Origin of the sequence: Curtobacterium sp. VKM Ac-2865 (assembly GCF_015350905.1) — a bacterium.
Classification (GTDB): domain Bacteria; phylum Actinomycetota; class Actinomycetes; order Actinomycetales; family Microbacteriaceae; genus Curtobacterium.
In genome coordinates this window covers 111,520-124,825 of the sequence record NZ_JADKRZ010000006.1, presented here as the reverse complement: position 1 = coordinate 124,825, position 13,306 = coordinate 111,520, and the positions used below count along the sequence as shown (strand labels likewise).

The 13,306-nt window shown below is 72.3% G+C and carries 10 protein-coding genes and 1 tRNA gene; 4 read left to right on the top strand and 7 right to left on the bottom strand.

Going from position 1 to position 13,306, the window contains the following annotated elements:
• The first annotated feature begins 88 nt into the window (after positions 1-88).
• Positions 89-1,375 carry a winged helix-turn-helix domain-containing protein gene (locus ITJ54_RS14795; protein WP_194629566.1) on the top strand — a complete coding sequence of 429 codons (1,287 nt, stop codon included), beginning with the start codon at positions 89-91 and terminating at the stop codon, positions 1,373-1,375.
• Here the strand turns inward: ITJ54_RS14795 and ITJ54_RS14790 are convergent.
• Positions 1,372-2,274: a M48 family metalloprotease gene (locus ITJ54_RS14790; RefSeq protein ID WP_194629564.1), complete on the bottom strand. Its 903-nt coding sequence runs from the start codon at positions 2,272-2,274 to the stop codon at positions 1,372-1,374. The two genes, ITJ54_RS14795 and ITJ54_RS14790, sit on opposite strands and share 4 nt — an antisense overlap.
• A 22-nt stretch (positions 2,275-2,296) precedes the next feature.
• On the bottom strand, positions 2,297-2,878 hold the full coding sequence (locus tag ITJ54_RS14785) for a LemA family protein (protein ID WP_194629562.1): 582 nt from the start codon (positions 2,876-2,878) through the stop codon (positions 2,297-2,299).
• 255 nt (positions 2,879-3,133) lie between these two features.
• Here ITJ54_RS14785 and ITJ54_RS14780 point away from each other — a divergent pair, with 255 nt between their 5' ends.
• Both ITJ54_RS14780 and ITJ54_RS14775 read left to right on the top strand, forming a co-directional pair.
• Entirely contained in the window at positions 3,134-5,611 is a 2,478-nt protein-coding gene (locus ITJ54_RS14780) for a hypothetical protein (protein ID WP_194629560.1), read from the top strand.
• Positions 5,612-5,788: 177 nt separating this feature from the next.
• A complete protein-coding gene (locus tag ITJ54_RS14775; RefSeq protein ID WP_194629558.1) occupies positions 5,789-7,450 on the top strand; it encodes a class I adenylate-forming enzyme family protein in 1,662 nt (553 codons plus the stop codon).
• A gap of 96 nt (positions 7,451-7,546) precedes the next feature.
• On the opposite strand, the gene ITJ54_RS14770 is transcribed toward ITJ54_RS14775, so the two are convergent.
• The gene (locus tag ITJ54_RS14770) at positions 7,547-8,869 is read right to left on the bottom strand and encodes a threonine/serine exporter family protein (protein ID WP_194629556.1); all 1,323 of its coding nucleotides are present in this window, start codon (positions 8,867-8,869) and stop codon (positions 7,547-7,549) included.
• Positions 8,870-9,074: 205 nt separating this feature from the next.
• Here ITJ54_RS14770 and ITJ54_RS14765 point away from each other — a divergent pair, with 205 nt between their 5' ends.
• A complete protein-coding gene (locus tag ITJ54_RS14765) occupies positions 9,075-10,175 on the top strand; it encodes a fatty acid desaturase family protein (protein WP_194629554.1) in 1,101 nt (366 codons plus the stop codon).
• A 101-nt stretch (positions 10,176-10,276) separates the two neighbouring features.
• On the opposite strand, the gene ITJ54_RS14760 is transcribed toward ITJ54_RS14765, so the two are convergent.
• The 4 genes from ITJ54_RS14760 to ITJ54_RS14745 all read right to left on the bottom strand — a co-directional run bounded on the left by ITJ54_RS14760 (position 10,277) and on the right by ITJ54_RS14745 (position 13,102).
• A tRNA-Leu gene (locus ITJ54_RS14760) sits at positions 10,277-10,353 on the bottom strand.
• A 75-nt stretch (positions 10,354-10,428) separates the two neighbouring features.
• Entirely contained in the window at positions 10,429-11,913 is a 1,485-nt protein-coding gene (locus tag ITJ54_RS14755) for an NAD(P)/FAD-dependent oxidoreductase (protein WP_194629552.1), read from the bottom strand.
• Between the two features lie 42 nt (positions 11,914-11,955).
• Positions 11,956-12,504: a DUF501 domain-containing protein gene (locus ITJ54_RS14750; RefSeq protein WP_194629550.1), complete on the bottom strand. Its 549-nt coding sequence runs from the start codon at positions 12,502-12,504 to the stop codon at positions 11,956-11,958.
• Positions 12,505-12,556: 52 nt separating this feature from the next.
• Complete coding sequence (locus ITJ54_RS14745) at positions 12,557-13,102, bottom strand: FtsB family cell division protein (protein ID WP_194629548.1); 546 nt, start codon at positions 13,100-13,102, stop codon at positions 12,557-12,559.
• Positions 13,103-13,306: the final 204 nt, after the last annotated feature.

Below are 13,306 nucleotides of genomic sequence, written 5' to 3'. Positions count from 1 at the left end.
ATCCTATCCGCGGCCCGCCCGTCGGGTTCCAGATGCGACATGTGGGTTCCGGCAGGCGTCGTCGGCGGTGCTCAGTAGGGTCGATCGCATGGCCCGTTCCACGCTCTCCGCCGCCGAGGCACGTCGCGTCAGCCTGGCGGCGCAGGGCTTCGGACGGCCCAGGACCGATCCCGCGACCACCCGTTCCCTGACCGCCACGATCGGTCGGCTCGGCCTGCTGCAGATCGACTCCGTGAACGTCTTCGAGCGCAGCCACTACCTGCCGTTGTTCGCTCGACTCGGTGCCTACGACCGCAGCGCACTCGACCGCCTGACCTTCACGAAGCGGGGGCCGTACGTCGAGTACTGGGCGCACGAGGCCGCCTTCGTCCCGCGCGACGACCTGCGGTTGTTCCGGTGGAAGATGGACGCGATGCGGGAGCGCGACGCCGGTCCCACCCGTGCCGCCTGGGTCGCGTCCACCGCCACCGTCCGGCAGGAACTCCGCACGCTGCTCGCCGCCGAGGGCCCGATGCCCGCCAGCGCCGTCGAGCACGAGGCCAACGTCCGCCGGGGCCCGTGGTGGGGCTGGAGCGACGTCAAGACCGGGCTCGAGCAGATGTTCCGGTGGGGCGACGTCGTCAGCGCCGGTCGCACCGGCTTCGAGCGCGTGTACGCCCTGCCCGACCAGGTGCTCCCCGCCGGGTTCCTCGACGACGCCCCCGCGCGCCCGGACGCGATCCGCGAGCTCGTCGCACGGGCCACCCGGGCGATCGGGGTCGGCACCCGGGCGGACATCGCCGACCACTACCGGCTGCGCTCGGACGACACCGCGGCCGCGATCGCCGACCTGCAGGACGCCGGTGTGCTCCTGCCCGTCCGGGTCGAGGGCTGGCGGGAGCGTGCCTGGCTGCACGCTGACGCCCGGGTCCCCCGCACGATGTCGGCCGACGCCGTGCTGAGCCCGTTCGACCCGGTCGTGTGGTTCCGGCGCCGGGCCGAGCGGATGTACGACTTCCACTACCGGATCGAGATCTACACACCTGCGCCGAAGCGGGTCTTCGGGTACTACGTGCTGCCGGTGCTGCAGGACGACGCCCTCGTGGGACGGGTCGACCTCAAGAGCGACCGGCAGCGTGGCGTGCTGCGGGTGCGCACCGCCTGGGACCAGGACACGGCGCAGATCGACGCCGAACGCCTCGCCGTGACCCTGCGTGCTGCGGCAGCGTGGCAGGGGCTCGACGGCGTCGAGGTCACCGACCGGGGCACGGCGGCGGCCCGGGTCGCGGGAGCGCTCGGTGTGCCGCTCGTCCCGCACGAGGCAGCCGACGACGCCGACGCGACCGACCCCGAGGCCGAGGCCGACGCTGTGGCAGCCCGGGACACCGTCGACTAGAAGCGGTCCTGGATCCCGCGCAGCCGGGCGACGCGGTCGGGCAGCGGCGGGTGCGTCGAGAACAGCCGGTCCATCACGCCCGGTCGCATCGGGTCGGCGATCCACAGGTGCGCCATCGAGGAGTTCTGCGTCTGCGTCGGGCGGCCGTACGCGCCGAGCTTCTCGAGCGCTCTGGCCAGGCCCTCCGGGTGCCGAGTGGTGAGCGCGCCAGTGGCGTCGGCCAGGTACTCGCGCTGCCGGGACACCGCGGCCTGCACGCCCATCGCCGCGATCGGCGCCACGACCACGGCCGCGAGTCCGGCGACGAGCAGGACCGGGTTCGTGCCGCCACCGGTGTCGCTGTTCCGGTTCCGGCCGCCGGACAGGCCGCTGAAGAGCGAGATGCGCAGGAGCACGTCGGCGATCAGCCCGACGGCGACGACGAGCCCGAAGACCATCGTCGACACCCGGATGTCGTGGTTCCGGACGTGTCCGAGCTCGTGCGCCATGACGCCCTGGAGCTCTTGGTCGTCCATGAGCTCGAGCAGCCCGGTGGTCGCTGCCACCACGGCGTGCTCGGGGTCGCGGCCCGTGGCGAAGGCGTTCGGGGCCGGGTCACGGATGACGTACACGCGCGGCATCGGCATGCCCGTCGCGATGGCGAGGTTCTCCACGGTGCGCCAGAGCCGGGGTTCCGTCGTGCGGTCGATCTCGATGCCGCCGGCGATCGCCGTGGCCTGCCGGGCGGCGGTGAAGTACTGCAGGACCGCGTATCCGAGGGCCACGACCAGCACGATGAAGCCGATCGAGACGTTGCCGGCGAGGTACCCGCCGAGGAAGCCGAGCGCCCCGATGATCGCCAGGAAGACCAGGACGATCAGGACCGTGTTGCGCTTGTTGCGCGCGATGGCGCTGTACATGCGTGGGGGCCGTGCCGCCGGGTCAGAACTGGACGCGCGGCGGTTCCGCGATCGCCGCGGGCTCGGTCGTCTCGAAGAAGGAGGCCTCGGTGAAGCCACGGCTCTTGGCGAACGAGGAGTTCGGGAACACCTTGATCTTGGTGTTCAGCTCGCGGACGCCGCCGTTGTAGAAGCGTCGGGCCGACTGGATCTTGTCCTCGGTGTCGACGAGCTCGGTCTGCAGCTGCAGGAAGTTCTGGCTCGACTGCAGCTGCGGGTACCCCTCGGCGACGGCGAACACGCTCTTGAGGGCCTTCTGCATGTGCCCCTCGGCCGCGGAGGCCTGGTCGGCGTCGCCCGCGCTCAGGGTCTCGGCCCTGGCCTTCGTGACGTCGTCGAACACGGCCTTCTCGTGCGTCGCGTACCCCTTGACGGTGCTGACGATCGTCGGGATCAGGTCGGCGCGGCGCTTGAGCTGCACGGAGATGTCGCTCCAGGCCTCGTCGACACGGACCTTCATCGTGACCAGGGAGTTGTACGTGACCCAGAGGTAGATCCCGACGACCACGAGGAGCACGACCACGACGCCGACGACGATCAGGGTCGTGATGAGTCCGGTGTCCATGCGGGAGTGCTCCTTGTCGCGTCGGGTTGTCCACGGCCGGACCGGCAGCAGCTGCGCGGCCGGACGGACCAGCGTCGATTCTAACGACGGCACGCGCGTGCTCCGTGCTCGTTCCGCGGTTCACGGAGGATTCCCGCGTGCCGCACACCCGACGTTCGGCGGAGGCCGTGGAACGGGGCGCGTCACGGCCGGGAATCACAGATCCCCCGCGAGGTGGATTGACCGATCGGCCTGCGTCGCGTGGGATGGGGGGACATGAACACGCGCGGGGACCACGTGGACACCAGGGCCGTCAGGGGTGACGGCCCGTCCCGACGCGCCCGGACGGCGGCGACCGGGATCGCCGCAGCGGTGCTCGCAGCCGCGCTCCTGGTGCTCGGCGGCGCACCGGCCGTCGCCGCGGCGGGCACCACCGGCTCGGACACGCAGGCCACCGGCACCAGCGCCAGCACCAGCACCGGCGCCGGCGCCGACAGCACGGACACGGACGCGGACACCGCTCCGGCCCCGACCCCGGTGCCGGACCCGGACACGAACGCCCTGTCCGCCCTGCGCCCCACCGCGTCCCCGTCCCCCGAACCCGCACGGCCCGGCGCACCGACGTCGCCCCCGCCGACCGGGCTCCCCCCGACCGACCCGACGATCGCCGACCCCGGCGACATCACCAGCGCCACCGGGGCGTTCCACGGCACGGCCACGCCGGGTGACACCGTGCGGGTGATCGACCCCCGCGTCACGAGTTCCTCCGTCTGCACCGCCACGACCGACCCCCGCGGCGCCTGGTCCTGCTCGGGCACCGTCCGCAGCGGCGCGCAGCAGGTGTTCACCGTGCAGGACACGTCGGACTCCACCCGGCGCACGGCCGACGCGCCCGCCGCGGACGTCGTCGTCCCGCCGGTCGTCACGAGCCGCGGGACGACCACCGGCTCGGTCTCCGGCAGTGGCGACGCGGGCATGACGGTCACGGTGACCGTGTCCGGCTCGCGCGCCGAACGCACCGCGACGGTCGGGTCCGACGGCCGCTGGGTGGTCTCGTGGGCGATCGGGGCCACGCCCCGCCCGAGCGGCACCGTGTCGATGACGGCGACCCAGACGGCGAGCACCGCGGCTGGCTACCTGTCCGACCTGCGGAGTGCCGCGTCGCAGCCGGTGTCGGTGACGTTCGACCGCACGCCGCCGGCCGCACCCCGCGTCACGTCCCCGGTCGCCGGTGCCCGCGTCGTCGTGCAGCCGATGACGGTGCGCGGGACCGGCGAGGCCGGCGCCGAGCTCACGGTGTACGTCGACCGCGTCCCGGTGTGCGGGACGACCGTCGCCGCCGACCGGTCGTGGTCGTGTTCCACGAGCGGGTCCCGCTTCTCGCCAGGTCGCCACCTCGTCTCGGCGCTGCAGCACGACGCCGCGGGCAACCACTCGGCCCCGTCAGCGTCCGTGCGGGTGGTGCTGTCGGCCGCGAGCGCCGGTGTCCCCGGGTCCACGCCCACGGGGACGACCGGCTCCGCGGACGGCGCGACGCCCGGCGGCTCGGGCCAGCAGGGCCACGGGCCCTCGAACGGCGGCTCCACCGGCAGCCCGGGCACCGGCAACAGCAACGGCACCGGCAGTGGCGACGGCAACGGCAACGACGGCAGCAGCACCGGCGGCGGCGCCACGGGGAACGACGGCACCGGCAGCAGCAGCGGCCCCAGCGACGCCGCGGGTCCCGGCGGCGGCACGGGACCCGGTAGCGGCCGAGGCACCGACTGGTCCGGCCCCGCCGGCGACTGGACAACCGCCACCTCGTTCGACCGTGCCGTCCCCACGATCCAGTCCTCGGCCTCGTGGCGCACCCTCGCGGTCGCCGCTGCCGTCGCCGCGGGGTTCCTCCTCCTCGTCGCCGGCCCCGCACGGCTCGTCGCCAGGACGCTCCGTGGCCGCGTGTCGCTCCGTCTCGCCTCGTTCACGGGCCGCAACCGACCCCGGACCGAGCGCACCCGCGGCGACGACGCCCTGCCCGCCTGGGCCTCGATCGGCATCGCCGTGGTGCTGGCCGGCTTCCTGACCCTGCTCGCCGTCGAGGTCTCGCTCGAGGCCCGCTACGTCCGCCTCGCCATCGCCGTCCTGCTCGGCACCGCGGCGCTCACGGCGGCCGTGGTCCTCACCACCCGGTGGGCGGCCGGCGCCGACCGACACACGATCGGCTGGCGCGTCTCGCCATGGCTGGTCCTCGCCGCGCTCGTCGCCTGCGGTGTCACACGCGCCGCCGACCTCTCCCCCGCCCTCGTCATCGGCGTGCTCCTGGTGCCGGTGGGTCGTCCGGACGCCGACACGGGAGCGCTACGCCTCGGCGCCGGCATCGCCGCCTGCGCCCGCAGCGCGACCTGGCGGTCGGTCGGCCTGCTCGTCCTCGCGGCGGTCGGCTGGGTGCTCCACAGCCTGACACCCGGCGCGGGGTTCTGGACGGCGCTCGTGTCCGAGTTCGCCATCACGCTCTGCGTCGGCGGCCTCGGTGCCCTCGTCGCCACCCTCCTGCCGGTCGCGGGCTCGGCGGGCAGCGCCCTCTGGGCACACTCCCGGACCCGGTACGCGGCCGTCGCCGGCGTCGGCGTCGCACTCGGCGCAGCCGTCTACTCCGGCTCTGCCGGCACCCACGTCCCGCCCGTCGCCCTGGCCGTCGTGGCCTGCGCGAGCGTGGCCGTGGCGCTGGCCACGTGGCTCTGGGTGCGTGTGCTCGAACCGGACCTGCGCGGCTGAGCCGAGCCGAGCCTCCAGAGCGGGTCAGGGACGGACAGGAGGCTCGGCACCGGTCTGCGCGACCGGTGCGGTCGCCGGGGTGCGCAGCCTGCAGTGCGCCACACGAGCCGACGTCACATCTCCCGATTACGCTGGCATGCGGTGCGCCCAGCGCGCCGCACGAACCAGGGAGCGACGATGACCGAGACCCGATCCGACTACGACTCGACCCGCTTCCGCGAGGTGTTCGAGGGCAGCTACACCTACGTCAACGGCTTCCAGCGGAACACGCACCGCTTCGCCGCACGGCCGGCCCTGCGCGACCCCGACACCGACCGGTCGTGGACGTACGCGGAACTCGGTGACGCCGTCGACCGGATCGGCGGCTGGCTCGTCCGGCACGGCGCGGTCCGCGGATCGGTCGTCATGGTCGAGCTGTTCAACTCCCCCGAGTTCGCGATGCTCTACCTGGCGTGCCACCGCATCGGGGCCGTGTTCTCACCGACCAACTTCCGGCTGGCCCCGGACGAGGTCGCCTTCATCGTCGACGACTCCGCCCCCGTCGTGCTCGTCCACGACGCCGTGCGGAACGACGACCTCGTCGCCGCGCTGGAATCCGCCTCGCACCGCCCCGACCACGTCGTCACCGTGGGCGGAGAGCACGACGGCTTCGCCGAGCTGCTCGCGGCCGAGCCGGTCACCGCGTCGGAGCTCGCGGACACCGAGCCGCGCAGCACCTACGACGAGACCACCCGGCTCTACACGTCGGGGACCACCGGACGGCCGAAGCCCGTGCCGCTGCCGAGCCTGGTCGAGGTGCTCAGCGCGCACGACGTGATCATGCACTTCCCGCTCAGCCCGTTCGACAAGACGCTCAACATGTCGCCGCTCTTCCACCGCGGGGGGCTGTACTCGGGCGGCCCGAACCCGGTGTTCTACGTCGGCGCCGAACTCACCACGCTCCGGCACTTCGACGCCGACCGGGTGCTCGACCTCGTCGAGTCGGAACAGCTGACGTTCCTCATCGGTGCGCCGCCGAACCTCGTGCAGCTCGCGAACGCCCAGGAACGCCGTCCCCGCGACCTGTCGTCGTTGCACGGGATCGTCACGATGGGGGCCCCGCTCGACCGGGCCGCTGCGCTCCGCTACCAGGAGCTGCTGTCCCCGCGGATCTTCAACGGCTACGGCACGACCGAGACGTTCTGGAACACGTTCCTGCGCCCCGAGGACTTCCCCGACGGCGCGGGCTCGACCGGTCGGGCGTCGACGGACGACGACGTCGCCGTGGTGCGCGTGTACGCCGACAAGCTCGCAGACCCGACGGACACCGTGCCGCAGGACGGCAGTGAGATCGGCGAGTTCGCCGTGCGCACGGTGAAGTCCGGCTACTCGTACCGGAACCCGGGGCTCGAGGCCGAGAAGTTCGCGAACGGCTGGTTCTACCCGGGCGACCTGGCGACGTGGGACGAGCACGAGCGCGTGACCATCGTCGGGCGGAAGGACGACATGGTCATCTCCGGCGGGGAGAACGTGCACCCGGTGCAGGTCGAGGCCGTGCTGCAGGAGCACCCCGGTGTCGACGACTCGATCGTGGTCGGGGTGCCCGACGAGCGCTGGGGCGAGGTCGTCGTGGCGTACGTCGTCCGCGCCGAGCGGGGCCTGCCGGACGACGACACCGCCGCGGCCTCGGCGCTGGAGGACTGGACCGGATCGCACCCGGGCCTCGCGCGGTACAAGCGGCCCAGGCGCTACCGGTTCGTCGCGGCGCTGCCGTACAACGCCACGGGCAAGAAGGTGCACTACCTGGCGAAGGCGTCCGCGCTCGAGGACCAGGCGGCGGGACGCTTCATCGCGCCGTAGGGGTCCCGCGCGCGGGTGCGTGCGTGCGCGTGCGTGCGTGCGGGCCGTGCGCGCCGGCCCGTGCGTGCGCGTGCGCGCGGGCCCGTGCGCACGCAGTCAGTGCGTCGGGGCCGTCCGCGCGAACAGGCCCGGCAGCAGCCCGCCGATCTTCGTGCCGACACACAGGCTGACGAACGTCGCCAGGGGCGTCGCCAGGGACTGCGGGTCGGCGGTGGCCACGGCGACCAATCCGACGGTGCCCGGCACGAGCAGCAGGAACGCCGGCAGGAACGACACGGTCGCCGGGATCACCGGCACCAGGCGCTCCAGCCCGCGGGTGGCGACGAACAGCACGGCCGCCGCGGTCCCCGTCGCGACGACACTCCCCACGAGCGGCGCGAGTCCGGACACGAGCGCGTACGCCCCAATCATGACCACGATCGACGCCGCCGTGAGCTTCCACCCGGCGCCGAACACCAGCCCGATGCCGACCGCGAGCACCGCGACGGCCACCCACGACAACCAGTACGCGGGCACCGACTCCCACCCCGCGCGGTCGGTCCCGACGCCGGCGACCTCCCCGACGAGCGCAGCGGACCGCGGGTCGACCCGCAGGCCGGTGACGGCGCTGCCCGCGGCGATCCCCGCGGCCATGAAGCCGAGCATGATGAGCCCCTGCATCAGCCGTGCGGACCCGGTCACGATGTCGGCGGCGGTGAGCTCGAGGAGCGCGTTCGTGATGAGCGCGCCCGGCACGAACACGGCGACGGGGGCACACACGGCGAAGAGCGGCACGTGGTCGAACCCGGTGCCGGCAGCGACGAGGCCGACGACCGCGGTGGACACGAACGCGGCGAGGAACGGCACGACGGCGACGGCTTCGCGGAACCGGCGGAGCAGCAGCCCGATCACCCCGACGACCGCGCCCACCCCGAGCACGACCAGGACGGCCCACCAGGGGCAGCGGAAGACGACGGCGAGCCCGGCTGCGGTCAGGGCGTTCCCGGCGATCCACGGCAGCGGGGCCGGCGGACGGGTGTTCGCGCGGATGGCCCGGACCCGCGCGGGGATCTCGGCGAGCGCGATCGACCCGCTCTCGAGCCCGAGGACCAGCCGGTTCGCCCGGGCCGCCTGCCGGAACGAGAGCTCGATGCCCTCGGCGTTGACGATCGTCGCCGAGCCGGTCGCGGTCTCGCTGACGATCACGAGTGCCGGCAGCACCCCGACGGCGAGCCCACTGCCGATGCCCGCGGCCTGGCGTGCCTTCTCGAGAGCCGATCGGACGTCGGTGACGGAGCTTCCGGCGTCGAGCAGCAGGGCCCCGAGCGTGCCGAGGAGCATGCCGACCGGGACGGACTCGCCGTCGACGGTCTCGACGTGTGCCTCGGGTTGCCGGAGGACGCCACGGAGGTTCGCGAGTGCGCTGCCCAGTCCGACCACACCTGCATGGTAGCGAGGACCAGGGGGCGGACCCGCCGTCGTCCGGACAGTGTCTGCGGGTCGTCCGAGCCCGGATGACCACATCACGCGAACGGTACGCGGACTTGACGGTCACCGCCCAGGTTGGACCCCTAGGTTCTCTAGCAACCGCACACGCGGGAACTCGAGAGTACGGCCGAAGGGCTGTTCCTGATGGAAGCAGCCCATGTCTTCATCGACCCTGTACCGACCCACCACTCCCCGCACGCCGGGCGCTGCCTCCGGCACGTCGACGTACAAGGACCTCCTCGAAGAGGTCCGCGCCGCCGGGCTCCTGGAACGCCGTGTCGGCTTCTACTGGACCGTCTTCGCCGTGCTGGTCGCCCTCGTCGCAGCGTGCTTCGTCGCCGTCGCGATGCTCGGTGGCTCGTGGTTCCAGCTCATCCCGGCCGCCGTGCTCGGAGCGCTCTTCACGCAGTTCGCGTTCCTCTCGCACGAAGCCGCCCACCGCCAGGTCTTCGCCTCGCGCAAGTGGAACGACAATGCCGGCCGCATCCTCGGCACCTTCATCGTCGGCCTGTCGTACACGTGGTGGATGAACAAGCACAACCGCCACCACGGCAACCCGAACACCATCGGCAAGGACCCGGACATCGCGCAGGACACGGTCTCCTTCATCGAGGAGGACGCCGCCCAGCGTCGCGGTCTGCTCCGCGCACTCACCCGCGTGCAGGGCTGGGCGTTCTTCCCGCTCCTCACGATGGAGGGCGCGAACCTGCACTTCCTCGGCGTCCGCGCACTCGTCACCGGTCAGCACATCAAGGGCTCCGGCCGTGACCGCATCATCGAGGGCATCCTGCTCGTCGCCCGCTTCGGCCTGTACTTCTGGGCGATCTTCACCCTCATGCCGTTCCCCGTCGCCGCCGCCTTCCTCGGCGTGCAGCTGGCCGTGTTCGGCGTGATGATGGGCGGCTCGTTCGCGCCGAACCACAAGGGCATGCCCGTCATCGCCGAGGGCGCCCGCATCGACTTCCTGTCCCGCCAGGTGCGCACCTCGCGCAACATCACCGGCGGCATCTGGGCCGACCACCTCTTCGGTGGCCTGAACCACCAGGCGGAGCACCACCTGTTCCCGAACATGGCGCGCCCGAACCTGCGCAAGGCCAAGCCGATGGTCAAGGCCCACTGCGCCAAGCACGACATCCCGTACACCGAGGCCAGCCTCGGCAAGTCGTACGCGATCGTCGTCGCCTACCTCAACCGGGTCGGCCTCGCGGCCCGCGATCCGTTCACCTGCCCCATGGTGACCGGCTACCGCCTGTACTGAGCAACGAGCCGCGATGCGGCTCGACCACGAGACGGACTGGAGGCCCGGCGCACGAACTGCGCCGGGCCTCCAGTCCGTCTCGGCCCACGTCGCGACGGTCGTGGTACCCCCGGAGGGACTCGAACCCTCAACTCAGCGATTTTAAGTCGCGTGCCTCTGCCAGTTGGGCCACGGGGGCGGGCCGGACCAGCCTACCGACGCACCGAGGGCGGCCACCCGGACCGGGTGGCCGCCCTCGGCGGTGACGCTGGGACTACTCGCTCTTGGCGGCGACCTTCTCGCCGTCGACCGGGGCTGCCTCTTTCGAGACGTCCTCGGCCGGGGTGGCGTACGCCGGGCCGGCGGCACCGGCAGGGGTGCCCTCGGCCGGAGCAGACGCGGCGACGGCGGCAGGCTCGTCGGCGTTCGCGGGCTTCGGGCGGGACGCCCAGGCCTCGAACGCGGCACGCGGGGTCTCGCGGTCGTCGAGCGACGCGATGTCGCGGCCGAGGAAGAAGCCGCCGACCCAGTCGCTCACGACGCGGATCTTGCGCTCCCACGACGGCATGGCCAGACCGTGGTAGCCGCGGTGCGCGCCCCACGCGAGGAAGCCCTTCATCGCGAACTTGCCGGACTGGAACACGCCGATGCCGACGCCGAGGCCGGCGACCGCGCCGAGGTTCTCGTGCTTGTACTCGACCGTGGCCTCGTTGCGGAGCACCGCGACGAGGTTCTTGGCGAGCTGCTTGGCCTGACGGACCGCGTGCTGGGCGTTCGGGACGCACATGCCGCCGACGCCACCACCCGTGAGGTCGGGGACCGCTGCGACGTCGCCACAAGCCCACGCGTCGGGGATGACGGTGCCGTCGTCGACGATGCGGAGGTCGGGCTGCACGGTGATGCGGCCGCGGGGCTCGAGCGGGAAGTCGGTGCCCTTCACCATCGGGTTCGCCATGACGCCGGCAGTCCAGATGATCAGGTCGGACTCGATGGTCTCGATCGACTCGTCCTTGGCCTTGAGCTGGCAGACGCCACCGACGGCCGACGCGAGCTGGGTCTCGAGGTGCACGGTCGCGCCGCGCTGGGCGAGGTTCTCGAGCACCCAGTGCGAGGTCTCGAGGGACACCTCGGGCATGATGCGCCCCATGGCCTCCACCAGGTGGAAGTGCGTGTCCTCGAAGGCGATCTGCGGGTAGCTCTTCAGCAGGTCGGTGACGAACGACCGCAGCTCGGCGAAGACCTCGATGCCCGCGAACCCGCCGCCGACGACGACGACCGTCAGCAGGCGCTGACGCTCAGGACCGGCCGGCAGGTTCGCGGCCTTGGCGAAGTTGGTGAGGACCTTGTCGCGGATCGCGGCGGCCTCTTCGATGGTCTTGAGACCGATCGCCTCGTCCGCGACGCCCGCGATCGGGAACGTGCGCGAGACGGCGCCGGCGGTCATGACGACCTGGTCGTAGGTCTCTTCCCACGGCTCGCCGAGCTCCGGCGTGATCGTGGCGGTGCGGGTCGCGTGGTCGACCTTCGTGACCTTCGCCGTGACGACCCGGGTCTTCTTGAGGTGACGACGGTGCGAGACGATCGCGTGGCGCGGCTCGATGGAACCGGCGGCGACCTCGGGCAGGAACGGCTGGTACGTCATGTACGGCAGCGGGTCCACCATGACGACTTCGGCTTCGCCCTGGCGAAGGTGCTTCTCGAGCTTCCAGGCGGTGTAGAAACCGGCGTAACCGCCGCCGACGACGAGGATCTTGGGCACGGGGGATGATCTCCTAGTGATGAGGGTTGGCCGGGAGTCTGGTCAGACTTCGCCGCCACCCGCCCCGACTCCGGCGTCTGCACCCTCATCATACGCCCGGCATTCGCACCGGTCGGGTGACCACGACGCGCGCTCGAGCGCCAGGTCACCGATGGGGTTCACGCCGGGTCCGGCTGCGAGTGTGTGGCCGACGAGGGCGTGCAGGCACTTCACGCGGACGGGCATGCCGCCCGCGCTGATGCCGTCGATCTCGTCGACGTGCTCGATGGACTCGCGGTCGGCGAGGTAGGCCTCGTGGGCGGCGCGGTACTGACCTGCCGTCTCGGGGTCGTCGAGCAGCGAGGCGAGTTCGGGCATGACGCCGGTCGCCTCGAGTGTGCTGACGGCGGCGGCGGCAGCCGGGTGGCACAGGTAGTACAGCGTCGGGAACGGGGTGCCGTTCGACAGCCGGGGCTTCGTGGCGACGACCGTCGGGTTGCCGCAGACGCACCGAGCGGCGATGCCGACGACGTCCCGCGCGGGGCGGCCGAGCTGCGCCGAGACCACCTGCACGTCGTGCTCGGTCGGCGGGTCGAAGGGAGGGGTCGTCACGGGGACAAGAGGCTACCGGAGTTCCGGGGTGCCGCGCACCGGTGTGACGCGCTCAGCCCTTGGTCGCGGGGTCGCCCGTGCCGGAGACGTCCGGGGCGACGAGGTCCTGCTTCGTGTCCGTCGTCAGGCCCGACTCGAGCACGGACGACAGCATGGCCTGCACCCAGTCGACCTTCGGCGTCTGCACGGTGGAGCTCACCGGGGTGCCGGAGTCCGTCGTGGGGGCAGCGTCACTGCGGGTGCCCGAGCCCTCACCCATCACGAGGAAGCTCTGCTCCCCCGGGTACACGTAGAGCAGACGGTCACGGGCCTGGGCCTCGATGTAGGCGGGGTCGTCCCAACGTGCGACGTCCTTCTTCTTCTGCGCGACGTCGGACTTCTGCGCCGCGACCTCGTGCTGCTGCTGCGCGATCTGCTCCTGCTGCTGGATGAGCGTCCGGAGCGACGGCGCGAGGACGACCACGAACAGCACGATGATCGCGAGCATGAGCAGGCTGAAGCCGGAGAACCGGATGGAGCGGTACCAGGGCTGCTCGGCCGCTGAGCCCTCGGGCATCGCGACGGGGACGCGACGGACGCGGGGCTTCTGGCTGGACACGGTCCGACGATAACCCGGGGGCCGAGGCTCGGCACATCGGCGCGCGCGTGTCCCGCAGCCTCTCAGCGTCGGGCGCGTGCGCGTGCGCGTGCGGCGGGCCCCTTTGCGTCGAGACACCCCCGTCCGCGCGAGACACCCCTGTCTGTGCAAGACGGGCCCGTGTCGCCGAAACACTCCTCCCCGCACTCCTCCACACACCCCGTC